Source organism: Tuberibacillus sp. Marseille-P3662 (assembly GCF_900178005.1).
In the GTDB taxonomy this organism is placed as follows: domain Bacteria; phylum Bacillota; class Bacilli; order Bacillales; family Sporolactobacillaceae; genus Marseille-P3662.
Genome location: NZ_FXBS01000003.1, coordinates 266,504 through 290,090, shown reverse-complemented (window position 1 = coordinate 290,090; position 23,587 = coordinate 266,504). Strand labels below are relative to the sequence as shown.

Sequence of the window (23,587 nt, the reverse complement as noted above, 5' to 3'; positions counted from 1 at the left end):
TTCTCCTCCTCAGAATGTATCTTGAAATATTACTCAGCGTTCAATATACCTCGGGCTGCACCTTCATCGGTAATGAGAATCGAGCTTGGTCCTTGTTGGTAATACGCTTGTATAGCTTGTGCTTTCGAATGGCCGCCGGCAACAGCGATAACCGTCCGATTTTCATAGATATTTTCCAACTGTAGACCGATCGTTTTGACTTTGTGGACAACTTCCCCGTCCCGATTAAAATAGTAACCAAACGCTTCAGCGACAGCTCTCTCTTGATGAATTTTCTTAAGCAAAACCTCACTGGAACGCCGGCGTTCAGCCATTGTTTTAGCGTCACCAATACCATGGACAATCATCCCGGCTGAATCAATCAATTGCAGAACTTCATGAATACTAGGTTCTGCAGTCATGATTTGATAAGATTCCTCACTCACTTGATCAGGAACATGCAACAACCGGTAATGGCCATCCGCCTTATAGGCCATTTTCGTACAAATGGTATTAGCCTGATTCTCGGCCTGTTCACCAAGACCGCCTCGAGCAGAAATAAACAAGGGCTTAACATTATTTTTGAACGGACGCATGACATCAGCGACTGCCGCGAGTGTCGTGCCTCCTGTGACCCCAATGATCGTTTCCGCTTCCGCATAGTCTTGCATCACCTTGACACAAGCTAACCCAAGTTCTGTCTTAACCCAAGGTTGATGATCACTGTCACCAGGAATGACAACAACGTCAGTTGCTCCAAGTTGCTTCTCTAATTGTTTCTCCAATTCGGCACGACCTGATACATCGCTTATCACATCATCCAAAGTATGTATTAAGCGATCCCCTTCTTGAGTGAGACGCATACCACTGGATGACATGTCGATTAAACCCTGTTCATGCAGAAATGTGACTTCACCTCGGAGCACCCGCTCTGTCACACCAAGGTTAGACGCAAGCGTTCGCCGGCCAATCGGCTGAAGAAATCTGATCGATTGGAGGACGCGATACCGACTTGTCATGACTTCGAGCATGTCAGGTACAAGTTTTTGTTGAACATTGATTAAGTCGTCCATAGCATCCTCCATTTCCATTGGACAGAAAAAGTCCCAACTAAGTCAATCGGTGTCCCGATCTCTCCAAAAATTATTATATCAAACGTTCACCCATTTTCAAAACAAAACTTCTTCACCGAATCTTCAATTTCATGCATGTAAACGTTACCTTCCGCGATTTCATGACCATTAATTTTTATAACTGGAACCCTTATTAAGTAGGCTTCCAATAATGAGTCCTGGTTATGTATATCAATCTCACTAAAAGTAAGATTGAAGCTGTTGCAGACAAACGCGAGCTTTTCTTTCGCTTCGTCACATAACGGACAGTCCGGTTGTGTGTAAATTTCAATTCGTGAGGACACAGCTTACTCACCTTTCTTCCTACGTGTTGATGATGGAATACCGATTGTCTTCCGATATTTAGCGACAGCCCTTCGTGAAAGATTGATACTCTGTTGTTGAGCCAATAATTCGCTTAACTTCTGATCCGAATAAGGTTGTGACGTATTTTCATCATCAATCATCCTTTTAATCCATTGTTTTATTTTATAAGGTGTCGCCTCACCTGTCGAATCTTTTGGTCCTCCGCGCACGAACAATTGTTTAAATTCGAACACGCCTTGGGGCGTTTGAATATATTTATGTTTCACCGCCCGACTGACAGTTGATTCATGGACACCAATTGTTTCGGCAACGGATTTAAGTGTCATTGGTTTTAGATAGAAACGTCCGTAATCTAAAAAGGCGTCCTGATAATGAATAAAGGTCTGAGCGATAGATGACATCGTTTGTTTCCGCTGCAAAATCGCTTGGCGTAACGATAGAACCTCCTGGTACTTTTGATTAATATACTTCGCCGTAGCTCCTTCGTATTTTTGCATTTGCTGATAGTAATCATTATCAATATGGATGACCGGTAAATCATCTTGATCTAAGAACACTTCATACTTGGGTCCGTTTTTACGTATCGTCAATTCGGGGACAATATAATCATCTTCTTTGACTGAGTCTTGGATGGGTGTTGGGTTTAATGCGCGAATCTGTTCAATCGCCGCTGTCAAGGCCGCATCCGTGACATTCAATTGATTTTTGACATGTTCCCAATCGCCATTAACAAATACTTCAGGTTGGGTCTGTAAAATACAAGCGGCCAGTGATTCATCATGACCTTGAGCTCTTAATTGTAAAAGTAGACACTCCGTCAAGCCCCGAGCACCTATACCGGCGGGATGCAAAGACTGCAATATATCTATCGCTTGGTCAATCGTCGCTTCATCTTCATCCAACATCGATGATAATTCCGACTCACTCATCATAAGATACCCCGACTCATTCAATGCTTCAATTAAATATTGAACCGTTCTCCGTACAGCGCCGGACAGTGACAGAAGGCGAACTTGTGCCGATAAATCTTCTCGAAAGTTTTGCTGATTGGACACCGTTGCTTCAAGGATATCCGTCCGACTATCCGCTGTTCGATCCCACCCTCCAGACGGTATTGGCTGTTCATACCGATCAAATGGACGTTCAAGTTCTATCAGCGGATTATCAAGCGCTCGTTCCTCAATATATTCCGTTAGCTCTTGGTGGTTATATTGTAACAATGTAATGGCCTGAAAAAGCGCCGGGGTCATTTTTAATTGTTGCTCTTGCGTTTGAACTAATTCTAACGCCATGGTTATCACCCTCTAAATAAAATTATAAGCGCTTACATAAAGGAATGCCATGGTAAATATTAAGAATCATTGAAAGGATAATTTTAACACCCTTTTGTTAAAAAGGCTCCGTTAAACGTGATTGTTGATTTCCGGCCGCAGGCGTCTCACGCCTTCCTCTCCAATCAAAGAGTAAAGCATAAAAAAGCCCTTCTGTAATAAGATTACAAAAGGGCTTTCTTCAATCATTATTATTAAATAGTGCGCTCGGGAGGATTCGAACCCCCGGCACGTGGAACCGGAATCCACAGCTCTATCCAACTGAGCTACGAGCGCATATATATTGCTTCAAATGTTTGATGAAGACAATCTCTGTCTCACGCGCAATGAATAGTATACGACAAATGCCTATGTAAAGTCAAGGGTTAATTGCTAAATTGTTTTTATCTGCAAGACAGTCAGGCAACGACTCACTGTGGTTCTATGAATAGAGATGCATGTCTCATGAAAAACTAAGACAAAATCATAGAACATGGAGGATTGACATGAGAAAACATTATGCCGTTCTTATAGTAAGCGCCATTGTGCTTGCCTTTGGCATTTTTTTCGTTAATAATGACACTAGTACTGAAGCTAAAAGTGACAATCATGCGGTGATTACCAGTGTCAACCTTGATTGTAAGCAGTGTATGTCAAAGGCAGAAGCCGCCTTAGGTAAAATGATTGGCATTAAAGACTACAAGTTAAATGAAGATGAACAAGCGATATCAGTAACATTCAACCCTCATTCTATGCAGCCTGAATGGATTGTTCAAGCACTGGAAGCCGCTGGATTTAATCCTGGAGACATTCAATAACAAACAAGCGCTTATGGGCGCTTGTTTGTTAAGAGTGGATCAATCCACCTTTTGTTTTAAATTCCTGAGCAAAGGGTAAAATGGTCATAGAAATCGCCATGCATTTTCATTTGACCTTTTTTGACCTTTAATGTATGATGAAGTCATTAATTAAAAGGAGGAGACAATAAAATGCCATTAATTCCTACGGTCATTGAACAAACCAACCGCGGAGAACGTGCATATGATATTTATTCCCGTCTATTAAAGGATCGGATTATCATGTTGGGAACAGCGATTGATGACAACGTTGCTAATAACATTGTTGCACAATTATTGTTCCTTGCAGCCGAAGACCCTGATAAAGATATCTCACTCTACATAAACAGCCCGGGAGGCTCCATTTCCGCTGGTATGGGTATCTACGATACGATGCAGCACATTAAGCCAAAAGTATCCACCATTTGTGTTGGCATGGCTGCTTCTATGGGTTCATTCCTATTGACAGCAGGTGCTGAAGGAAAACGTTATGCTCTGCCAAACAGTGAAGTCATGATTCACCAACCTCTTGGTGGAACACAAGGTCAAGCAACGGACATCGATATTCATGCCCGTCGAATTGTTAAAATGCGTAAGAAATTGAACCGTATTTATTCCGAACGTACTGGTCAACCGATTGAAACCATCGAACACGACACTGAACGTGACAATTTCATGGATGCGGAAGACGCTAAAGCCTACGGTCTCGTCGACGAAGTTTTAACACCAGACCAAAAATAATCGTAAACAAGAGCCGCCTCTATTGAGACGGCTCTTGTTATTGGTTTGGAAAGATGACTGCTTTTAAATACGGAATTAAAAGTTGGATGCCGAGCATTTGAATTGATGCACACTCCCATAAGCAGCAAAGTATATATCAAATGCAGCCAAAAGCAACAATCCCTACGAAGAAAACTATTATTTAAACCTGTTCCTGTGATAAAAACTCATCTAATGTTGCAACAGCCTCATCAGCGTCAGTACCTTCAGCAGTGACTGTCACATCCATACCAAATCCGACAGCTAGACTCATAATACCCATAATACTCTTTGCGCTCACCTTTTTGCCATCTTTAATAAGACGGATATCGGAATTGAACCGGTTCGCCTCTTGAACAAACAAGGCAGCTGGACGGGCTTGCAAACCGTTTTTCAGTTGAACCGTCGCTTGAATTTCTTTCATCATCTCGTTTCTCCCTTCTTTTAGGACTTGATTGTCGATGGGTCATGGTTTCCCTTTCGAATTCGATCGGCAATGTCGGCAAGTTTCCGAAACCGGTGATTAATCCCCGATTTACTAATCGTTCCACCCTCATATAAATCCCCAAGTTCTCGCAATGTGACATCAGGATGTTTAACACGCAGTTCAGCGACCACTCGTAATTTGTCCGGAAGTTCATCAAGACCAATGACCCCGTCAATTAATTTGATATTCTCTACTTGCTGCATAGCAGCACTGACTGTTTTATTTAAATTGGCAGTTTCACAGTTCACCAGTCGATTAACCGAGTTGCGCATATCTTTGACAATGCGAACATCTTCAAAACTAAATAATGCTACATTGGCTCCGATAATACTTAGAAATTCGGTTATTTTTTCGCCCTCTTTCATATACAAAATATAACCGTTTTTTCTTTCAAGGATTTTCACATTAAGATCAAAGCGATTCATAAGCTCAGCGAGTGACATGGTATGATCCTCATAACTAGAGAATATCTCTAAATGATAAGATGACTCCGGATGATTAAGAGAACCACCAGCAAGAAAGGCTCCTCGTAAATATGCGCGCTTGCCATTTGAATCCTTAATCAGATCATTAGCGATTGCCCGTGTGAACGTAAAAGAATGATCGACAATTTTCAGATTACCTAGGATCTCACGCGCTTCACCGTGCAACCGGACAATATATACGTTGTTTTTCTTAAGACGCATTTTTTTACGCACTAGCAATTCAGCAGAAAAACCATACACATGCTTGATTAAAGAATAAATTCTTCTTGCAATGGCAGCATTCTCAGTCGATATATCTAAACCCAGCTGCTTATTAACGATGGAGATTGAGCCATTCATACGTATTAAGGCCGCCAATTCCGCGCGCGCGCAGCCATCATCCAATGCCAACTGTGTGAGTTCCTTCTTTGTTTCTGCGGCAAATGACACTTCATACCACCCCTCTTTTACACGGTTGGGTCTGATAAACGGAGAACACTCATTAAATTTTTAGCAATTTTGTCTTCATCATGACGAATGATAGAACTGTCAAATTTAACGAGATGGTCACTCACAAGATTAAAACCAAACGATTCGAGGCGTTGTCTGTCATAGAGAACAGGGGTAGCGCCTTCTAAAGCATAAAGTTTTAAAATGTCATCAGGGACTTCACGGTTATTCACGAATACATAATCAATACAACTACCGGGGTTAGGTAAATGATTAGATAAAGCTTCAATATGATCGGAAGCTGTATAAGCATCCGTTTCTCCTTGTTGCGTCATCACATTACATATATATATTTTTTTCGCTTCCGACCGGCAAATTTCCTCCCCAAGTTGAGGAACAAGTAAATTCGGAAGCACACTTGTATATAAACTTCCTGGACCTATGACAATTAAATCCGCTTCACGAATCGCTTCTAGACTTTCCTGCAATGGATGAACATCACTTGGGGTTAAAAACACGCGTTCAATTTTTTTATTATGTGTAGGGATCGCCGATTCACCTTGAACGACTGATCCATCCGTCATAACTGCATTTAAAAGAATACTCTGATTAGCCGCCGGCAATACCCGGCCTTTAACATTAAGAACACGGCTTAATTCGCGAATGCCTGTCGCAAAGTCCCCGGTAATATTCGTCATCGCAGCGAGAAGCAGATTCCCGAGTGAATGACCGCTCAAGCCATTGCCGTCAGTAAAACGGTGCTGCAAGAGCTCTTCAAATAACGGTTCCGTTTCAGCTAGTGCGGCTATCACGTTTCGGATATCCCCAGGCGGCGGCATTTTCAGCTCATGCCTCAGGATCCCGGAACTGCCACCGTCATCAGCAACGGTGACAATCGCCGTGATATCGAGCGGATGTTGTTTTAAGCCCCGGAGAATAACTGACAAACCGGTCCCTCCGCCAATCGCGACGACTTTAGGATTTTTTTTGATCATGATCGGTTACCTTTCCTTTTCTCATGTCCCTATGTGACACCGTGGTTGGATAATCATCAGAAATTTGTTCACCGATATGTTCCGCTAAAGCCACTGACCGGTGTTTACCTCCTGTACAACCAATAGCAATCACTAACTGAGTTTTTCCTTCCCGTTTATATTGCGGTAAGATGTATCGCAATAGATCCATGAGTTTTTCTAAAAACTGTTTTGTTTCTGTCCATTTAAAAACATAATCAGAGATATCTTTTTCCAAACCAGTACGGTGCCGCATATGTTCAACATAGTGGGGATTAGGTAAAAATCTGACGTCAAACACGAGATCACTATCGATCGGCAGACCGTGCTTATACCCGAATGAAACAACGTTAACATTAAAGACTTGATCATTTTTCTCGGAAAACGTGTCAATTAATTGGTCACGCAAATCACGCGGCTTAAGATTGGTCGTATCAATGTTATGTTGTGCCCGGCCTTTAAGTTCTTCAAGCGTCCGGCGTTCTTTCTTAATCCCATCCAAAGGCAAACCGTTGGGTGCCAGTGGATGTGAGCGACGCGTCTCCTTGTAGCGACGGACAAGACTGTCATCACTCGCATCTAAAAACAAAATTTGTGGTTTAATTTTATCTCGATTTCCAAGAGCATCAATCGAGGAAAACAACGACTCAAAAAATTCACCGCCGCGGAGATCCATAACTAAAGCCAACTTATTCAATGTATCCCCTGATTCCTCGACCATATCAATAAACCTTGGAAGCAATGTCGGTGGTAAATTATCAATACAGAAAAAACCGAGATCCTCAAAACTTTGAGTTGCCACGGTTTTGCCTGCTCCTGACATACCTGTAATGATGATCACTTGAATGTCTTTCTTGCTCATAACACCACAACCTTTTGTGGAGGGATTCGTTTTATGTTATAGCTGTTCATGCGAATACTTTTTAAATGCACAACTACTTGCCTATATTATACTACGATTGTTAATCACTCACAAAAAAGAAACAATGTCTTTTATGTGAAAAAATAGCATGGGCTAGGCCCATGCTCATCAGAAATTTTTATTAAAAAGGGGGTCAATTTCTTACCCTCCATACTACGCGAAGATTATTTCACACGTGTTACACTGTTTTTAAATGTAAATGACGTTTAAGAGGTTTGCTGCTTGTCGTTTAGTGTTTCAATATATTTCTGTGCCGATTGAGCTGCGATACTGCCGTCTCCCGTCGCTGTAACTATTTGCCGCAATTCGGTTTCACGAAGGTCACCGGCCGCAAAAATCCCGGGAACTTTGGTTTCCATTTGATCATTCGTTTCCACATAGCCTTCTTCGTTCGTAATGCCCAAGTTCAAAACAGCTTGATTCAGAGGCAGCATGCCAATATAAATAAATACACCGTCAATCTCTTTTTCGCTTTCAGTTCCATCTTGAGTATTAACAAGCGTCACTTTGCCGACTTTTCCATCGACATCATGGATCTCTTTAAGCGTATGATTCCAAATGAAATCAATTTTATCGTTATTGAAAGCACGTTCCTGTAAAATCTTTTGCGCACGCAACTCATCACGGCGGTGGACGATAGTTACGCTTTTTGCAAATTTTGTAAGATATACACCTTCTTCAGTAGCGGAGTCACCGCCGCCGACAACAATAAGGTTTTTATCTTTAAAGAATGCCCCGTCACAGACGGCACAATAAGAAACACCGCGTCCGGACAATTCTTCTTCACCTGGTACACCGATTTTCTTGTATTCTGCTCCTGAACTTACAATAACGGTTAAAGCTTTGTACTCCTTGTTTCCGGCCACAACCGTCTTATAATCGCCCTCATCGCGAATATCTTTAATATCGCCATAAGCATATTCAGCACCGAATTTCTTCGCATGTTCAAACATTTTATTAGAAAGATCGGGGCCAAGAATGTGGTCAAAACCTGGATAGTTCTCAACATCTTCGGTATTAGCCATTTGTCCACCAGGGATCCCGCGTTCAATCATGACAGTGTCTAGGTTAGCCCGGGAAGCGTAGACAGCTGCCGTCATTCCTGCAGGACCCGCACCGACAATAATGACGTCATAAATTTTATCTGTGCTTGCCATTCCAATCATCCTTTTCGTTAGTATTCAATGATTGTTATCGTTAGTATTTGTTTAGAACCTTATTATATGCTAATAAAGACCCTGGCTCAGCGTCCACTATAATGCTCATGATTCAACTGTATGGATGGACGCTTCTGATACTTTATTAATGTACTTCTTGAGTCGATAGCGTGTCACTTGGTAACGATCAGCGATTTGTTTTTGTGTGACCGTATTTTTATTTTGCTTCTTCCAAACATAATCAATTGCCGCCGCAAAAGCAAGCACATCGTCATCAGCATGCATGGCACCATCCTGCATCATTTGTTTCCAAAAGCCGTACATCTTATAATATCGAAGATCGGGCTTACCGCCATCCATGTGTTGTTGAATTGTCAGCATCACGTCAATCGCAGTCGTCTCAAAGTGATTACCGCTCAAACGATTTAACAGTTCCTGAGCAATGGTCTTGGTGTAACGGTCATCAAGATCATGGCGCCCGGCTTCATAACTAAGTAAGGCCCTTGCTTGATTGTCACCAAAATCATAAAGCATGAACATCGAAAACGTCTGCGATTCATAATCCCCTTCCAATAATTGTTGCTCCAACAATGAGCGAACAATGGGATTAATAGCTGCATCATCGGCACGAAACATTTCCCTTATTTTACCATATTCAAAAGCGTGAAAAGGGCTGTCCTTAAAAAAGTTGACCTTCCGCCAAGCAACCATAGCCTCTGATTCCCTGCCCACTTTATAAGCTGTGAGCGCTAACCAATAATAAAAAGCCGTTTCTAGATAACGATCATTCTTCTGAGCTTTTTTTAACCAGTAATAGGCCGCATCATACTCACCCATGAGAAAGAAAGTCGATCCCAATTTGCTTTGATGTTCTGGAAACATAGGATACAATTTTTTAAGCACCTCAGCTGCTTCAACCATGGCTTCGCGCCGGTCCAATTGAAAATAAAACGTCGCTAAGTTACATAAAGCATGGACATTACCCGAGTCAGCGGCCAAAACCCGATAAAGGGTATCTAGAGCTTTATCCACTTGTCCTTGAGAATAATAAGCGACTGCAAGATTATTGTATGCCGCCCAAAATTCAGGTTTATCATTAATAATTTTATCAAAAAAATAAATAGCTTTTTCGTAATGGCCGTTTTCCAATGCTTGCCGACCTTTCTCATGTTCAGTGACGTGCGGTTCTTCTTCAACTTGTTCCTGGCCTGATTCTAAAACTAACAATTTATATAATTCACGGGCTTCATTTATAAAAGTCCCATTTGGTTCCAACGCCATATACCGCTGTACCTCATGAATCGCCTCATCATAGTTTCCTAGATAGGCATGATTATTGGCGATAAAAAAGAAGCATTCGGTAATGCTATCATCAATGTCATCAACAACTTTTTTTAACAACCGAATGGACTCTTGATGGTTCTCAAGTTCAGCAAGAATGGCTGCTTGTTGACATAAATATTCAGGTTCATTAGGTTCAAAGGCAATCGCACGATTAACATATTTGCTAGCCCGGTGTAAATCGCCTCTATGATAGGCCGTCATCCCTTTTTGGTAATAATAATCACCGTCAGGGTTAAAAGCGATGACCCGTGCCTTCTTTCTTTGCTCGTCAATACTCATGGGCTCCCTCGTTTCCAATATATCTCCTTCTAAAGTATAACATATCTGTCCTACTTCACCAGACCTGTAAATGCGATATGCCATCATTTCGCGACATTTGCATTTTAAGGGTAATCCATGCTGAAATCAAGACCATTGTACTATAAGCCCGTCATAAAAAAAGTTCTCGCTGACCGGCAGCAGAGAACCCTTCTTTATTGATGGCGTACCTTCAATGTCGCCAAAACCTGATCGATGCTGATATTTTGTTCACGTAACAAGACCAGTACGTGAAAAATTAAATCACTAACTTCCCATTCCATCTCTTCCACCGACCGATTTTTGGCAGCGATAATGACTTCCGAAGCCTCTTCACCGACCTTCTTCAATATTTTGTCAATACCTTCAGTAAATAGATAGGTTGTGTAGGCGCCCTCAGGACGTTCCGTTTCTCTTGAAGCGATCACAGACTCCAATTGATTTAAAATCGAATAGCGTCCACTCTCATTGGGCACTGGCTCTTCTTGTATGAGTGAATCATTAAAGCAACTATAGGCCCCCGTATGGCATGCCGGACCTTTTGGCTCAACAAGGACCACCAAAGCATCCTGATCGCAATCAAAACGAAGATCCTTAACGGTTTGCGTATGGCCTGATGTTTCTCCTTTGTGCCATAATGCTTGCCTTGAGCGACTATAGAACCAAGTTTCACCGGTTGCCAATGTTTTTTCCAAGGACGTCCGGTCCATATAAGCTAAAGTCAGAACATCCTTCGAAGCCGCATCTTGGACAATAGCCGGTATTAGTCCGTTTTCATCGAATTGCAAGTGTTCCAGATTCATCGAATCCGCACTCCTTTTTTACTAAGATCGTCTTTAACATGTCTAATTGCCGTTTCTTTAAAATGAAAAATGGACGCTGCTAGCGCTGCATCCGCATGACCCTCGGTTAACACGGACTCAAAATGGTCTCGACTGCCCGCACCTCCGGAAGCAATAACGGGCACCGTGACCTTGTGACTTACCGCCCTTGTTAAAGGAATATCAAATCCTTCTTTAGCGCCGTCACAATCCATACTCGTTAATAAAATTTCCCCAGCTCCTAACGCCACAGCTTCCTCGGCCCACTCCATCACATCCCGTCCTGTTGAACGCCGTCCGCCGTGAGTATAGACTGTCCAACCACCTCGTTCAGGTTCATAGCGGGCATCAATGGCAACCACGATGCACTGGGACCCAAAATAATCGGCACCTTGTTGAATCAAATCAGGATGCTGAACTGCCGCCGAATTAATAGACACCTTATCAGCGCCTGCGCGTAACATCTTCTTCATATCTTCAAGGGTGCGAATCCCGCCTCCAACTGTAAAAGGAATTGCTAATGTCCTAGCTACTTGCTCGACCACATGCACCATCGTTTCCCGACCTTCATGCGTTGCTGATATATCCAAAAAGACAAGTTCATCCGCTCTTTCCGAATCATAGTAAGCCGCAAGTTCAACTGGATCACCCGCATCACGTAAATCTAAAAATTGAATCCCTTTAACGACACGACCGTCTTTAACATCCAAACATGGAATAATCCGTTTAGTAAGCATCTGCTTCCGCCACCTCTAGTGCTGACATGAATGGTATCTGCTTCGTATAAAGGGCTTTTCCAATAATCGCACCAGAGACCCCAGCAGCCTGATGGGCCTTCAACGCTTTTACATCGGCCAACGACGAAACGCCTCCGGAAGCAATGACTCGCTGACCCGTTGCTTCCGCGATCTCAACAATACTATGGATATTAGGCCCTGATAGCGTCCCATCTTTTGCGATATCTGTGAAAATAAATGTCTTTGCTCCGAACGCTGTTAATTCTTTTGCGAGCTCCTTGGCTGAAGTCGTAGATGTCTCTAACCATCCTTCAACCGCCACCATTCCCTCTTTCGCATCAATACCAATTGCTATTTGCTCACCATACTTTTTTACCATCGATTTTACGAAAGACTGGTCGGATATAGCTGCACTACCTAATATAATACGGTCAACACCAGCTTCTAAATAAGCCTTAATTGTTGCTTCGTTACGGATACCACCACCCACTTGAACGTTCATGGATAAGTTTTTAGCGATTTCACCAATGATCTTGTCATTAACCGGACGACCCTCTTTGGCCCCATCTAGATCCACCACATGCAGCCATTCTGCACCCTGGGCTGCATAGACTTTGGCCACATTAAATGGCGAGTCTGCATACACCGTTTCTTGATCATAATCACCTTGGAATAAGCGAACGCAGCGGCCGGAGCGAATATCGATCGCCGGATATATTGTGAATGCCATGTTCAACCACCTTTCAAAGACACAGTGAACAAAAATTATTTAAAATCGTCATACCTAAGGTACCGCTTTTTTCAGGGTGAAACTGCGTTCCAAATATGCGGCCTTGACCAATGACCGCTGGTACATCACCGTGATAATCGGCCGATGCCAAGCAGGTAGCGGATTCGGCCATGACTGCTTTATAAGAATGAACAAAATAAACATACGTTTCCTCGGTTTCTGCATATAGTGGTGAATCTTGTTGATGCCACTGAATGTGATTCCACCCCATGTGCGGCACTTTATAACGATGCCCCGTCTGTTCATCAAAACCAGCAAAGCGGACAACATGACCTGGCAATAGTGCCAACCCATCGGTTGTTCCATTCTCTTCACTTGTTTCTAACAATAATTGCATGCCTAGACAAATCCCTAATAATGGTTTATGCCGAACGTACTCGTCAATGAAACGATCGTGGTCTTGGTCCCGCAGGATGGCCATCGCATCATGGAAAGAACCCACCCCGGGAAGAATTAATCCATCTGTCCTTGCTAATTCATCGTGATTGGGACTGACAAGGTGTGGGATATGCAAACGATCCAATGCTGCACTCACGCTGAACAAGTTGCCCATCCCGTAGTCTAATACACCAATCATGATAGTTTTCCTTTCGTGGACGGAACACCTTGGACACGATGATCAGCAGCAGAAGCTTCATCCAATGCACGACCGAGTGCCTTGAATACGGCTTCAATAAGGTGATGCGTATTGTAACCATAATGGACAATGACGTGGAGATTGATTCGAGCTTCCAAAGCTAATTTCCATAAAAATTCTTGGACGAGCTCAGTATCAAAAGTCCCGACTTTTGCCGCAGGCCAATCTCCTTTGAATTCAAAATGAGGCCGATCACTCAAATCAACCACCACTTGGGCTAAGGCATCATCCATAGGGACAAATGCATTGCCATACCGTTTAATACCTGCTTTGTCTCCTAAAGCATCCTTCAAGGCTTGACCTAGACAAATCCCAATGTCTTCCGTTGTATGATGATCATCAACCTCTGTATCACCGCCAGCCTTTAACTTAATATCAAATAAGCCATGCTTGGTTAATAAGTCCAGCATGTGGGTCATGAATGGCACTGGTGTTTGAATATCTCGATTCCCATCTCCATCAATACCCAGTTCAAGACGAATATCCGTTTCACCGGTTGTTCGTGTAACCTGACTTGTCCGCATGCAATCGACCTCCTTTAACACGGGTTTCTACCGCTCTCGCGTGAGCTTCCAGTCCCTCAAAGCGGGCGATATCAGCAACTTTGTCTACATGTTGTAACAGAGCCGACTCACTATATTCAATGAGGCTGGAACGTTTAAGAAAAGCTTCCACATTGAGCGGGCTGGCATAGCGGGCCGATTGATTAGTTGGAATGATATGGTTCGGCCCAGCGAAGTAATCACCAATGGGTTCAGAACTATATGGCCCGATAAAAATCGCTCCGGCATGCTTAATGTTTTGAAGGGTCTCATATGGCGCACTTGTAACAACTTCCAAATGTTCAGGAGCTATTTTATTCACCAAATCAATACCGGTCGCAATCGATTCCGTTATTAAGATTTTTCCGTTTCGACGAATCGCTTCGGTGGCAATCGCATAACGGGGCAAATCCTTGACTTGTCGTTCAACTTCATCATTAACAGCCTCAGCCAAGCTCCGGTCCGGGGTTACTAATACAGCCATTGATAACTTATCGTGTTCGGCTTGTGATAGTAAATCGGCCGCCACCCATTTCGGTTTGGCTGTCTGATCAGCTAGCACAACCACCTCGCTGGGACCTGCGATACTGTCGATGTCACAAATACCGAACACTTCTTTTTTCGCAAGAGCAACGTAAATGTTACCTGGTCCGACGATTTTATCAACAGCCTGAATCGTCTCTGTTCCATAGGCTAAAGCACCAATCGCTTGGGCACCGCCAATCTTATAAATATGATCAATGCCAATTTCATGGGCGGCAACCAACACACCAGGGGACAGTTTTCCTTCGGGAGAAGGTGGTGACACAAGTGCAATCTCTTGAACGCCTGCTGCCAGTGCCGGGATGCAGCCCATAAGCACAGAAGATGGATAAGCCGCCGTGCCTCCTGGAACATAGACACCGACCCTATCCAGCGGCGTCACTTTTTGACCAAGCAAGGTTCCTGAAGCATCCCGTTCTGACCAAGACTCCGGAAGTTGTTTGACGTGAAAAGCCTTGATATTCTGAGCAGCCGCTTGGATCGTTTGTACGAAATTAGCCGGAACGGCATTATAAGCGTTCTCTATTTCTTCCGGTGTGACCCGAAAATCGTCATCAGTGTTATAAGTCACTTGGTCAAAGGTTTGTGTATACCTACGAACAGCCTTATTACCCTCAAGGCGAACGTCACGTAGAATCGCCTGGACAGATGTTTGTTGTTCATGCGTTCCAGCAATGTGCCGGTCTTTTAAAAATGACAGCTCACCTTTAGTGATCACGTCCATCAGTTAATCTCCCTTCAAAGCCGCGGCAATCTGCTCAATGAGCGGATCAATCCGGTCTTTCTTTATGCGATAACTCCCCGGATTCACAATTAACCGCGAAGTGATATCCATGATTTTAGCTGTTTCCACCAGCCCGTTCTCTTTAAGTGTCTGTCCTGATGAAACAATGTCAACGATACGGTCAGCCAATCCAACGAGAGGAGCCAATTCAATTGATCCATTTAACTTAATAATTTCGACCTGTTCGCCTTGTTGCCTGAAATAGTCAGCGGCCACATTCGGATATTTCGTTGCGATTTTTGGAGCAAATACCGGTTCTTCGGCATTTAAACCGGCAACCGCTAAATGACATGAACTAACCATTAAATCAAGAAGTTCATAGACATCTCTTTGTTCTTCTAACATCACATCTTTACCCGCGATGCCGATGTCAGCAACGCCATATTCCACATAGGTCGGAACATCCATGGGTTTTGCCATAATAAATGTTAGAGACTCGTCAGCGGTTTTCAAAATCAACTTACGAGAATCCTCAAACTGATCAGGCACATCGACACCAGCCTTTGATAAAATGGCTGTTGCTTCTGTAAAAATCCGTCCTTTAGGCATGGCTAGAGTTAACGGGAGCATTGACTTCCTCCTCTCGCCTATCTGTGAAATCAACGATATAATCAAATTTTTTCGCAAAAATATCAAGATCTTGGATACCACTAATGTTCTGCATCACCACATGAGTACAAGTAGCTCTTGTTCGTTCGGCATATTGTAGAGCCTCAGACCGCTTACTCTTTGTAAATAAGATACAAGTGCTCGATGTCTTTTTCTCTGGAACATCTAGTGCTTCTGTTAACCGATCCATACGGATTCCGAAACCAGTTGCAGGCGCAGGGCGATTGAATTTTGATAACAACCCGTCATAACGACCACCGTTACTGATAACAAAACCATTTTCACCGCCATAGCCTGCAAAGACAACGCCTGTATAATAATCAAGCTCACCAGCAAGCGTGATATCAATATCAATATCGTCGGCAACCCCGTAATCCTTTAAGGCTGCCAATACGTTAGACAAATGGTCAAAGACTTGCCTTCCTTTATCACCAGGTAGCAAAGCTTTAATGAGCTGCAATGTATCATCATTCGGTTTCATTCTAGACTGTAAAAACTGCTCAAGACTATCCAAAGTCGAGGCCGATAACGACAGTTCACGAATATGTTGCTGGAACCCAACATCATTTTTTTCATATAAGTAACGTCGCAGGATGTTAGCCTCTTGCGCATTATCAAGTAGATGGTTAAACAACGCTTCTATAAAACCCGCATGACCGACAGCTACTTTAAAACGATTCAATCCTGATGCTTTTAAAAGCTGAATCATTAAAGCCATCACTTCCGCATCAGCATCAGGGGTTTCGTCACCGATCAATTCAACCCCTGTCTGCTCAAACTCAGCGGGACGTGCCCCTTCATATTGCTGCTTGCGGTAGACAGAAGCTTGATAACCTAAACGGATCGGTAATGGTTCGGTCTTCAATCCGGATGCAGCCATTCGGGCAATCGGTGAGGTCATATCGGGCCGCAGCACGACAGGACGCCCCTGTCGATCATGAAATTTAAATAATTGTTCATCTCGTATCGCGGATGCCTGACCGACTGTTTCACTGTATTCCAAAGCCGGTGTCTTAACAAATGGATAACCCCATTGTTGGATCATCGCATTCAATGTTGTTTTTAAAGTCTGCCCGGCTTCATATACTTGCGGCAACGTATCACGCATGCCTAAAGGCTTTTCAAACATATATGTTGTCATATAATCACCTAATATAAAATTTACTTTAATTCGCTAATGTGATAACGGAATAAAACTTATGATTTACTTTACACAAAGTTGACTGCATCGTCAAGACTTTTTTCATAATTTATATAGTGGTTTAACGGAATTTGATTGATACACATAAATAAAAGATCTTGATTTAACTCAAACTAACCGGAGATTAACATCCTGTATTTGTATACACCGTCTGTGCTGGGAGTAAAAAGTGGAAGGAAGGGTGAGATTTTGAATATCTTCTTTTTGGTTATCACTGTTATCAGCGTTCCTGTAGCTGTAATCGGTGGTTTTATGGATTGGCCAGCCTTATTAATGTTTATCATTGACAGCGTCGCCGTTATAGGTTTGGCTTTTTATATAGGAAAGGCAACAGAAAACTTGGCGGTTGTCACGGGACCAAGTATTGGCGGACTGCTTAATGCCTCCTTTGGCAATGCCGCTGAAATTATTATTGCGGTCTTTGCTTTAAGCGAAGGGTTAACGCAAGTTGTTTTAGCTTCGTTAACAGGTTCTGTTTTAGGCAATCTGTTATTAGTCGGCGGGTTGTCTTTTTTTGTCGGTGGTTTACGAGCCAAGCGACATCAATTAAATGTCCACGAGGCAAGACATAATGCTGGACTCCTTTTATTTGCCATTGTTATTGCGTTTGTATTTCCCTATATATTTTCGAGCAGAGTTGAAGATAACGATACCCAAATCATGAGTATCATCATATCAATTGTTTTAATCATTATATACTTAGCAGGACTGTTCTTTAAATTAGTAACCCATCGTGGCGTGTTTAAAAGCAGTAGCCCAAAGGAAAATGAAAAAAGTGAAGCGGAAGAGGAGCCAGACTGGAATTTGTGGATGGCCATTGGCGTTCTCGTCGCATCTACTGCTGCAGTTGCTTATATAAGTGAAGACCTTGTTCACCGGATTGAACCTGTTGGTGCTTCATTAGGTTGGTCCGATCTCTTCATCGGGGTGATTATTGTTGCCATTGTCGGCAATGCTGCCGAGCACTCTTCAGCTGTTATGATGGCTTACCAAAAGCGTATGAACGTTGCCGTAGAAATTGCCGTTGGATCATCATTACAAATAGCAATGTTTGGCGCACCTATACTCGTTTTGATTTCTTTACTGTTAGGCGACTTCATGCCGCTCGTCTTTTCATCAACAGAGTTAATCAGTATGGTACTAAGTGCTTTACTCGTGATTAATTTAACGTCTGATGGCGATACCAATTGGTTTGAAGGTGCGATGATGTTAGGTGCCTATATTATCATGGGTGTCGGTTTTTACTTGCTTTAAGGCCCTTTTCGTATGGAGGGTTACATTTATAAAAACAGCCTAGTTTTAAGATAATAAAAAGGGATGGTGACCTCTAACGTTTTTGGATCACCATCCCATTTTTTTATGTATCGCTTGTTTGACGCGGGGTTTCGGATCCCAACAATTAAATTGCCAATCAGGCTGAGTATCATAACCTAGCCGCCTGCAAATAGGAACTTGTTTACCCTGCCTGTCGTCATGGCCAAAATGGCGGCATGATGCACAGGCATGGTAGTGATTGATTATGGCTTGCCGCTCATGTTCTTTCATCATCATTCCCCTTATTATCGCGATGGTCCCTCTCCTCTTTGGTGGAAACAATCGTCATTGGGTTACCGCCGACAAACGCACCAGCAGGAACATCCTTATGAACCAGCGTTCCTGCTGATATAATGGCGCCATTCCCGATCGTGACTCCGGGTAAAACCGTACAGTTCGCACCAATCATTACCTCGTCCCCGATTTCAATCGCCCCAAGCCGGTATTCATCAATGAGATATTCATGCGCTAAGAGCGTTGAATGATAGCCGACAATCGAATTCCGGCCGATGCTAATCATCTCTGGAAACAGAATATCAGGCATCACCATCACAGCAAGCGCCGTCTTTTCACCAATAGTCATACGCAGGCATTTCTGATACAACCAACGTTTAACACGCACTGATGGCGTATAGCGCCCCACCTGGATAACGAAAAAATTTTTAGCCACTTTAAAAAACGGAACGGTTCGATACAATTGCCAGAGCGAATTGGCCCCCTGTACTTTATAGCGCTTCGTTCTCCTCATTCGCATGCGGCCTCACAATCTCAAGAATCTCGTACATATCATCAATTAAATAATCCGGTGATTGGTCACTGATAACATCTCTGCCTTTAACGCTCCAGGAAACACCTATAGTATTTACACCTGCATGCTTTCCGGCCTGGATATCATGCGGACTGTCACCAATCATGTACACGCACGCCTGACTTGAACCCAATTGTTTCAATGCCAAATCAATCGGTTCCGAATCAGGTTTTGCATGGTTAACATCATCCATAGTTACGATCACATCGAAAAAGGCATCTAATCCTGTGAGCTTAAGTCCCATATCTACCGTTTTCCGACGTTTTGTCGTCACAATCCCGATTGGATACCCCTTTTCCGATAACGTTCGAATCGTCTCATAGACATTTGGAAACTCCGTCACTAAGTCATCATGATGCTGGATGTTATGCTTTCGATAAACCTGCACCATTTCGTCAGCTGATTCCGGGCTAACTTTCTTAAAACTATCTTCAAGCGGCTCTCCGATAAAGCCGACGATATCTTGTCTGGTAAATTGCCCAGGACAAAATCGATCAAGCGTATAAGTAAACGAAGCGATGATCAATTCGTTGGTATTAATTAATGTACCATCCAGATCAAATAGCAATGTTGGTTTCAAGTCATTGGCCTCCCTCTACAATGATGTTTCGACGCACAGGACATGCTAGGCATCGGTGTTCGCAACTTCTTGAGCCGGTGTTCCTTAATGACTTCCTGCTAAAAAATAGGCCGAACTTCGTGGAACGGCTAAAGTGCCCTCAATAGCTGCTGGCTTTGGCTTGCTTAGTTGCCGGTCGTTTGCGATTCCAAACAAAAGCAATCGCTCCTGTTAGAATCACCGCAACAACAAATCGGATCAGTAGCAACGGCCAAACAGGAATGCCTAATGGAACAAACACGAGTGTATCTTCAATAACAGCATGACAAGAAACGAGAAAAATAAACGCTAAATACAGGCTTCTCCGATCGACCCCATCGTCTTTGACCGCCTGTATCATGACTCCCGAACCATAAGCAAGACCGAACAAAAGCCCCGCTGCGAGCGTTGTTGATGTCTTCGAACTCATACCTAAAGCCCGAGTGATCGGTGCCATCCAGCTGGAAAACACCTTTAACCATTGCCTATCTTTTAAAAACTGAATAAAAATCATTAGGGGAATCACGATAACAGCCAGTTGAATAATGCCTGCGATGGCTTTTTCAATGCCTGACCATACGATCATCCAACCAACTGGGTCGGTTGTTTCACTCGAGGAAAGCATACCGTATTCAGCCATGTCCCCACCGCCATCCCAAAAATTTGCAATCAAAATTGCAGATACGATGGCTAGCCCGATACGAACCGCAAACATCACCCACAGTCTGACACCAACCTTAGCTGCGACCCCTGATTCTATAAAAAGATTATGAGAAAAGGACATCATCACTGCTAAAATAAGCACACTCTTAACTGTTAAATCAAGAGAAAGCACAGCACCGATCCCAGCATATAGGTTAAGACAATTCGCAAAAACCAAAGGAACAGCTGCTTCACCCGGTAGTCCGAGCCAATGCATCGCCGGGCTGATCCAGTGGATCAACTGATCAAATACAGCAGTATAACTTAATATCGTCATAATCAGCGTAATCGGAAATATTACTTTTCCTAACGCCCAAGTTGTTTGCAAGCCATTCTTTAGCCCGACTTTTAATGTGTTCATCAGGATCCTCCAAGATGTCTCTTTACTCATCCGAGATGTTTGTTTTCGAGTAGCCTTTCATACGTCGATAAATCCAAAGTACGATGGCTAAGATGATAAGCGCAATGGAAATGGCCTGAGCCATCCTAAGAGTGTCAGTCAACATTAAACTATCCGTCCGCATGCCTTCGATAAAGAAGCGGCCGATCGAATACCAAATAATATAACTCAAAAACACTTCTCCGCGCCCCAAATTCACACGCCATAAAATGACTAAAATAACAAAACCTAAAATATCCCATACGGATTCATATAAGAACGTCGGCGCATAATAGGCCCCATCAATAAACATTTGATTAACTATAAAATCCGGTAGATGAAGATTTTCTAGAAAAGCACGTGATACTTCACCACCATGGGCTTCTTGGTTCATAAAATTGCCCCAGCGTCCGATCCCTTGACCAAGGATGATACTCGGAGCAGCAATATCCGCCAATGACCAAAACGAATAGCCTTTCACTTTACAATAAATAATTGCAGTCAACACCGCACCAATTAACGCTCCGTGAATAGCGATACCACCATGCCAGACAGCAACGATCTCACTGAGATGATGGCTATAATACTCCCACTTAAATACCACATAATATGCACGCGCACAAATAATTGAAATCGGAATAGCAAACAATACCAAATCAACAAAGGCATCTTGTGGAAAACCACGGCGGCGCGATTCTTTAACAGCTATCAATAGCCCCAACAAAGCACCAAAAGCAATAATAATACCATACCAATAAACTGAGATCGGCCCAAGTTCAAAGGCGGTCCGATCCAAGGGTTCGATTTGATTCACGGTGACACCTCCAAATTATTCGTGATTTTTAATCGCATCGTTAAGACGTTCATTAAATTGCTTAGCTGTATTAATCCCCATTCGCTTTAGACGGAAGTTCATAGCCGCTACTTCCACAATGACAGACAGATTTCGTCCTGGTCTAACAGGGATCGTCAGGCGAGGCAGCGTTGTGTCGATGAAATCAATTTTGTCTTCCTCGAGACCCAAACGGTCATACATTTTTTGCTCATTCCATAATTCAAGTTCCATGGTAATTGAGATTTTTTTATAATTCCTAATGGCGCCTGCTCCAAACAAAGTCATTACATTAATGATACCAAGCCCCCTGATTTCCAATAGATGCCTGATAAGATCTGGAGCATTACCCACCAAATCATTGTCGCCTGTCTGCCTAATTTCGACGGAGTCATCAGCCACTAACCGGTGACCCCGTTTCACAAGCTCAAGCGCCGTTTCACTCTTTCCGACACCACTTGCTCCTGTAAGAAGTACACCGATGCCATAGATATCAACTAGAACGCCATGCACCGATGTCATTGGAGCTAAGCGTGCTTCCAAATAATTGGTCACTCGACTGCTTAAATGGGTTGTTTTTGATTTAGAGCGAAGCACTGGAATTCCTGCCTCATTAGCTGCCGATATGAGTTCTTCAGGTATATCCAAATTGCGGGTGATGATGATGCATGGTGTTTCTAATGTACACAATCGGTCCATCCGTGCGTTTCGCTCACTATCGGGCAAGGAATTAAAGAACGATAATTCTGTTTTGCCTAACAGTTGCACCCGTTCTGCCGGATAATATGTAAAAAAACCAGCCATTTCCAATCCTGGTCTTGAAATATCACTGGTCACAATTTCTCTATCAATACCCGAGTCACCCGAAATCATCTCTAAATCAAATTGATCTATAATCTCTTGAACGATGACAGTTGCCATATTCTCCCTTACCCCCTTCATAACTGTATTGCCCAATCATTATTTTATAACATTAATTAAGATTTGACGAGACTATGGTTAACCGTGTTAACCTCAGTCTCCTTTACTTTTCTTTTCAAAAATTGGTTTGATAATTAGGTTCTGCGTGATAAGATTAAGCACGGACATAACAATAGCAGCTATAATGGCACTGCCAAAACCGTCAATCATAAAGTGATTGCCCATAATGCCAGCCGTTAAGGACAAAGTCACCGCATTGATAATAAACAAAAACAGTCCCAAAGTAAACACGGTGACAGGCAAAGTCAACAATATTAAGACCGGTTTAACAATGACATTTAACAAAGACAGAATAATACTAGCAATGATGGCTGCCGTGACCCCTGAGAGGTGAAAATGATTCATGTAGCCGGCAATGACCATTAACAAGATTGTATTTACAATAATGGATATCAACCAATGTCTCAACATTTAATGCGGATCCTCCCCTGGAATAATAAATAAGGAAGCAATATACAATATGCCTAACGGAATACCCCCTGTCATGACAAATAAGACAAGGTAAATGAGTCTTATGACCGTCGGATCAACATGCAAGTATTCGCCGATTCCACCCAGAATACCGCCAAAAATCCGATTCTGCCGTGAACGATATAACTTTCTCATTTTTTAATCTCCCCTCCATACACTAGCCTGTACTTAATTCTATACTAATACAACAAAAGCCATGATACCAATTAAATATAGAATAGTGTTTAAACGTTGGAAAACTTATTAATCCATATTGTCATACTTCTTATCAGCAAATGCATCATGCAGGAACCGTGTCTGCTTCGTAAATCGTTAACTAATAGAGGGTCAGTGATAACAAAAAGGGTGCCCAAAAGTGTTATTCAAAACTTTTAGGACACC

General features: G+C 42.8%; 28 protein-coding genes and 1 tRNA gene. 3 read left to right on the top strand and 26 right to left on the bottom strand.

Annotation, left to right across the window (positions count from 1 at the left end; all coding sequences use genetic code 11):
* Positions 1-29: 29 nt before the first annotated feature.
* The 4 genes from B9Y89_RS02910 to B9Y89_RS02895 form a co-directional block, all read right to left on the bottom strand.
* Positions 30-1,052 (bottom strand): sugar-binding transcriptional regulator, encoded by a 1,023-nt coding sequence (locus B9Y89_RS02910; RefSeq protein WP_085521344.1) that lies wholly within the window; start codon positions 1,050-1,052, stop codon positions 30-32.
* An 86-nt stretch (positions 1,053-1,138) separates the two neighbouring features.
* Complete coding sequence (locus tag B9Y89_RS19530) at positions 1,139-1,396, bottom strand: glutaredoxin family protein (RefSeq protein WP_085521342.1); 258 nt, start codon at positions 1,394-1,396, stop codon at positions 1,139-1,141.
* Positions 1,397-1,399: 3 nt separating this feature from the next.
* Positions 1,400-2,710, bottom strand: a complete 1,311-nt coding sequence (gene rpoN, locus B9Y89_RS02900) for an RNA polymerase factor sigma-54 (protein WP_085521340.1) — start codon at positions 2,708-2,710, stop codon at positions 1,400-1,402.
* A gap of 241 nt (positions 2,711-2,951) precedes the next feature.
* Positions 2,952-3,025 (bottom strand) — tRNA-Arg (locus tag B9Y89_RS02895).
* A 209-nt stretch (positions 3,026-3,234) separates the two neighbouring features.
* On the opposite strand from B9Y89_RS02895, the gene B9Y89_RS02890 reads away from it, so the two are divergent.
* Together B9Y89_RS02890 and clpP are read left to right on the top strand one after the other, a co-directional pair.
* Positions 3,235-3,546, top strand: coding sequence for a heavy-metal-associated domain-containing protein (locus B9Y89_RS02890; protein WP_176222078.1), 312 nt, complete (start codon positions 3,235-3,237; stop codon positions 3,544-3,546).
* 171 nt (positions 3,547-3,717) lie between these two features.
* Positions 3,718-4,305 carry an ATP-dependent Clp endopeptidase proteolytic subunit ClpP gene (clpP, locus tag B9Y89_RS02885; protein ID WP_085521336.1) on the top strand — a complete coding sequence of 196 codons (588 nt, stop codon included), beginning with the start codon at positions 3,718-3,720 and terminating at the stop codon, positions 4,303-4,305.
* 181 nt (positions 4,306-4,486) lie between these two features.
* On the opposite strand, the gene B9Y89_RS02880 is transcribed toward clpP, so the two are convergent.
* The 14 genes from B9Y89_RS02880 to B9Y89_RS02815 form a co-directional block, all read right to left on the bottom strand.
* Entirely contained in the window at positions 4,487-4,747 is a 261-nt protein-coding gene (locus tag B9Y89_RS02880; RefSeq protein WP_085521618.1) for an HPr family phosphocarrier protein, read from the bottom strand.
* 20 nt (positions 4,748-4,767) lie between these two features.
* The gene (whiA, locus tag B9Y89_RS02875; protein WP_085521334.1) at positions 4,768-5,724 is read right to left on the bottom strand and encodes a DNA-binding protein WhiA; all 957 of its coding nucleotides are present in this window, start codon (positions 5,722-5,724) and stop codon (positions 4,768-4,770) included.
* Positions 5,725-5,741: 17 nt separating this feature from the next.
* Entirely contained in the window at positions 5,742-6,719 is a 978-nt protein-coding gene (locus tag B9Y89_RS02870; RefSeq protein ID WP_085521332.1) for a gluconeogenesis factor YvcK family protein, read from the bottom strand.
* Positions 6,700-7,599, bottom strand: coding sequence for an RNase adapter RapZ (gene rapZ / locus B9Y89_RS02865; protein WP_085521330.1), 900 nt, complete (start codon positions 7,597-7,599; stop codon positions 6,700-6,702). The genes B9Y89_RS02870 and rapZ overlap by 20 nt, the downstream gene beginning before the upstream one ends.
* Positions 7,600-7,865: 266 nt before the next feature.
* Positions 7,866-8,816 carry a thioredoxin-disulfide reductase gene (trxB, locus tag B9Y89_RS02860; RefSeq protein WP_139822685.1) on the bottom strand — a complete coding sequence of 317 codons (951 nt, stop codon included), beginning with the start codon at positions 8,814-8,816 and terminating at the stop codon, positions 7,866-7,868.
* A 105-nt stretch (positions 8,817-8,921) separates the two neighbouring features.
* Positions 8,922-10,457 (bottom strand): tetratricopeptide repeat protein, encoded by a 1,536-nt coding sequence (locus B9Y89_RS02855; protein ID WP_176222077.1) that lies wholly within the window; start codon positions 10,455-10,457, stop codon positions 8,922-8,924.
* A 176-nt stretch (positions 10,458-10,633) separates the two neighbouring features.
* On the bottom strand, positions 10,634-11,260 hold the full coding sequence (gene hisIE, locus B9Y89_RS02850) for a bifunctional phosphoribosyl-AMP cyclohydrolase/phosphoribosyl-ATP diphosphatase HisIE (RefSeq protein WP_085521325.1): 627 nt from the start codon (positions 11,258-11,260) through the stop codon (positions 10,634-10,636).
* Positions 11,257-12,015 carry an imidazole glycerol phosphate synthase subunit HisF gene (gene hisF, locus B9Y89_RS02845; RefSeq protein WP_085521324.1) on the bottom strand — a complete coding sequence of 253 codons (759 nt, stop codon included), beginning with the start codon at positions 12,013-12,015 and terminating at the stop codon, positions 11,257-11,259. Before hisF ends, hisIE begins: the two co-directional genes overlap by 4 nt.
* On the bottom strand, positions 12,005-12,745 hold the full coding sequence (gene hisA / locus B9Y89_RS02840; RefSeq protein WP_085521322.1) for a 1-(5-phosphoribosyl)-5-[(5-phosphoribosylamino)methylideneamino]imidazole-4-carboxamide isomerase: 741 nt from the start codon (positions 12,743-12,745) through the stop codon (positions 12,005-12,007). Before hisA ends, hisF begins: the two co-directional genes overlap by 11 nt.
* Before the next feature lie 13 nt (positions 12,746-12,758).
* On the bottom strand, positions 12,759-13,382 hold the full coding sequence (gene hisH / locus B9Y89_RS02835; protein ID WP_085521320.1) for an imidazole glycerol phosphate synthase subunit HisH: 624 nt from the start codon (positions 13,380-13,382) through the stop codon (positions 12,759-12,761).
* Positions 13,379-13,966: an imidazoleglycerol-phosphate dehydratase HisB gene (gene hisB / locus B9Y89_RS02830; protein WP_085521318.1), complete on the bottom strand. Its 588-nt coding sequence runs from the start codon at positions 13,964-13,966 to the stop codon at positions 13,379-13,381. Before hisB ends, hisH begins: the two co-directional genes overlap by 4 nt.
* Positions 13,932-15,251: a histidinol dehydrogenase gene (hisD, locus tag B9Y89_RS02825; RefSeq protein WP_085521317.1), complete on the bottom strand. Its 1,320-nt coding sequence runs from the start codon at positions 15,249-15,251 to the stop codon at positions 13,932-13,934. Before hisD ends, hisB begins: the two co-directional genes overlap by 35 nt.
* Before the next feature lie 3 nt (positions 15,252-15,254).
* The gene (gene hisG, locus B9Y89_RS02820) at positions 15,255-15,881 is read right to left on the bottom strand and encodes an ATP phosphoribosyltransferase (protein ID WP_085521315.1); all 627 of its coding nucleotides are present in this window, start codon (positions 15,879-15,881) and stop codon (positions 15,255-15,257) included.
* Complete coding sequence (locus B9Y89_RS02815; protein ID WP_254901171.1) at positions 15,853-17,061, bottom strand: ATP phosphoribosyltransferase regulatory subunit; 1,209 nt, start codon at positions 17,059-17,061, stop codon at positions 15,853-15,855. The genes hisG and B9Y89_RS02815 overlap by 29 nt, the downstream gene beginning before the upstream one ends.
* A gap of 249 nt (positions 17,062-17,310) precedes the next feature.
* Here B9Y89_RS02815 and cax point away from each other — a divergent pair, with 249 nt between their 5' ends.
* Complete coding sequence (gene cax / locus B9Y89_RS02810; protein ID WP_085521313.1) at positions 17,311-18,375, top strand: calcium/proton exchanger; 1,065 nt, start codon at positions 17,311-17,313, stop codon at positions 18,373-18,375.
* 87 nt (positions 18,376-18,462) lie between these two features.
* Here cax and B9Y89_RS02805 read toward each other — a convergent pair whose 3' ends face one another.
* The 8 genes from B9Y89_RS02805 to B9Y89_RS02770 form a co-directional block, all read right to left on the bottom strand.
* The gene (locus B9Y89_RS02805; protein WP_085521311.1) at positions 18,463-18,666 is read right to left on the bottom strand and encodes a hypothetical protein; all 204 of its coding nucleotides are present in this window, start codon (positions 18,664-18,666) and stop codon (positions 18,463-18,465) included.
* Positions 18,653-19,183, bottom strand: a complete 531-nt coding sequence (locus tag B9Y89_RS02800; RefSeq protein WP_085521309.1) for an acyltransferase — start codon at positions 19,181-19,183, stop codon at positions 18,653-18,655. Before B9Y89_RS02800 ends, B9Y89_RS02805 begins: the two co-directional genes overlap by 14 nt.
* Complete coding sequence (ppaX, locus tag B9Y89_RS02795) at positions 19,161-19,823, bottom strand: pyrophosphatase PpaX (protein WP_085521307.1); 663 nt, start codon at positions 19,821-19,823, stop codon at positions 19,161-19,163. The genes B9Y89_RS02800 and ppaX overlap by 23 nt, the downstream gene beginning before the upstream one ends.
* 139 nt (positions 19,824-19,962) lie before the next feature.
* Positions 19,963-20,904: a nucleoside recognition domain-containing protein gene (locus B9Y89_RS02790; RefSeq protein ID WP_139822684.1), complete on the bottom strand. Its 942-nt coding sequence runs from the start codon at positions 20,902-20,904 to the stop codon at positions 19,963-19,965.
* Positions 20,905-20,926: 22 nt separating this feature from the next.
* The gene (lgt, locus tag B9Y89_RS02785) at positions 20,927-21,736 is read right to left on the bottom strand and encodes a prolipoprotein diacylglyceryl transferase (protein WP_085521305.1); all 810 of its coding nucleotides are present in this window, start codon (positions 21,734-21,736) and stop codon (positions 20,927-20,929) included.
* Between the two features lie 15 nt (positions 21,737-21,751).
* On the bottom strand, positions 21,752-22,675 hold the full coding sequence (gene hprK / locus B9Y89_RS02780; RefSeq protein WP_085521303.1) for an HPr(Ser) kinase/phosphatase: 924 nt from the start codon (positions 22,673-22,675) through the stop codon (positions 21,752-21,754).
* Between the two features lie 93 nt (positions 22,676-22,768).
* Positions 22,769-23,146: a phage holin family protein gene (locus B9Y89_RS02775; protein WP_085521301.1), complete on the bottom strand. Its 378-nt coding sequence runs from the start codon at positions 23,144-23,146 to the stop codon at positions 22,769-22,771.
* Positions 23,147-23,341 carry a PspC domain-containing protein gene (locus B9Y89_RS02770; RefSeq protein WP_085521299.1) on the bottom strand — a complete coding sequence of 65 codons (195 nt, stop codon included), beginning with the start codon at positions 23,339-23,341 and terminating at the stop codon, positions 23,147-23,149.
* Between the last annotated feature and the right edge of the window lie 246 nt (positions 23,342-23,587).

Bases quoted from the DNA above. Each gene is read 5' to 3' on its own strand.
- B9Y89_RS02910 (WP_085521344.1), bottom strand. From the start codon at position 1,052: ATGGACGACTTAATCAATGTTCAACAAAAACTTGTACCTGACATGCTC.
- rpoN (WP_085521340.1), bottom strand. From the start codon at position 2,710: ATGGCGTTAGAATTAGTTCAAACGCAAGAGCAACAATTAAAAATGACC.
- B9Y89_RS02890 (WP_176222078.1), top strand. From the start codon at position 3,235: ATGAGAAAACATTATGCCGTTCTTATAGTAAGCGCCATTGTGCTTGCC.
- clpP (WP_085521336.1), top strand. From the start codon at position 3,718: ATGCCATTAATTCCTACGGTCATTGAACAAACCAACCGCGGAGAACGT.
- B9Y89_RS02880 (WP_085521618.1), bottom strand. From the start codon at position 4,747: ATGAAAGAAATTCAAGCGACGGTTCAACTGAAAAACGGTTTGCAAGCC.
- B9Y89_RS02870 (WP_085521332.1), bottom strand. From the start codon at position 6,719: ATGATCAAAAAAAATCCTAAAGTCGTCGCGATTGGCGGAGGGACCGGT.
- rapZ (WP_085521330.1), bottom strand. From the start codon at position 7,599: ATGAGCAAGAAAGACATTCAAGTGATCATCATTACAGGTATGTCAGGA.
- trxB (WP_139822685.1), bottom strand. From the start codon at position 8,816: ATGGCAAGCACAGATAAAATTTATGACGTCATTATTGTCGGTGCGGGT.
- hisIE (WP_085521325.1), bottom strand. From the start codon at position 11,260: ATGAATCTGGAACACTTGCAATTCGATGAAAACGGACTAATACCGGCT.
- hisF (WP_085521324.1), bottom strand. From the start codon at position 12,015: ATGCTTACTAAACGGATTATTCCATGTTTGGATGTTAAAGACGGTCGT.
- hisA (WP_085521322.1), bottom strand. From the start codon at position 12,745: ATGGCATTCACAATATATCCGGCGATCGATATTCGCTCCGGCCGCTGC.
- hisH (WP_085521320.1), bottom strand. From the start codon at position 13,382: ATGATTGGTGTATTAGACTACGGGATGGGCAACTTGTTCAGCGTGAGT.
- hisB (WP_085521318.1), bottom strand. From the start codon at position 13,966: ATGCGGACAAGTCAGGTTACACGAACAACCGGTGAAACGGATATTCGT.
- hisD (WP_085521317.1), bottom strand. From the start codon at position 15,251: ATGGACGTGATCACTAAAGGTGAGCTGTCATTTTTAAAAGACCGGCAC.
- hisG (WP_085521315.1), bottom strand. From the start codon at position 15,881: ATGCTCCCGTTAACTCTAGCCATGCCTAAAGGACGGATTTTTACAGAA.
- B9Y89_RS02815 (WP_254901171.1), bottom strand. From the start codon at position 17,061: ATGACAACATATATGTTTGAAAAGCCTTTAGGCATGCGTGATACGTTG.
- B9Y89_RS02805 (WP_085521311.1), bottom strand. From the start codon at position 18,666: ATGAAAGAACATGAGCGGCAAGCCATAATCAATCACTACCATGCCTGT.
- B9Y89_RS02800 (WP_085521309.1), bottom strand. From the start codon at position 19,183: ATGAGGAGAACGAAGCGCTATAAAGTACAGGGGGCCAATTCGCTCTGG.
- B9Y89_RS02790 (WP_139822684.1), bottom strand. From the start codon at position 20,904: ATGAACACATTAAAAGTCGGGCTAAAGAATGGCTTGCAAACAACTTGG.
- hprK (WP_085521303.1), bottom strand. From the start codon at position 22,675: ATGGCAACTGTCATCGTTCAAGAGATTATAGATCAATTTGATTTAGAG.
- B9Y89_RS02775 (WP_085521301.1), bottom strand. From the start codon at position 23,146: ATGTTGAGACATTGGTTGATATCCATTATTGTAAATACAATCTTGTTA.
- B9Y89_RS02770 (WP_085521299.1), bottom strand. From the start codon at position 23,341: ATGAGAAAGTTATATCGTTCACGGCAGAATCGGATTTTTGGCGGTATT.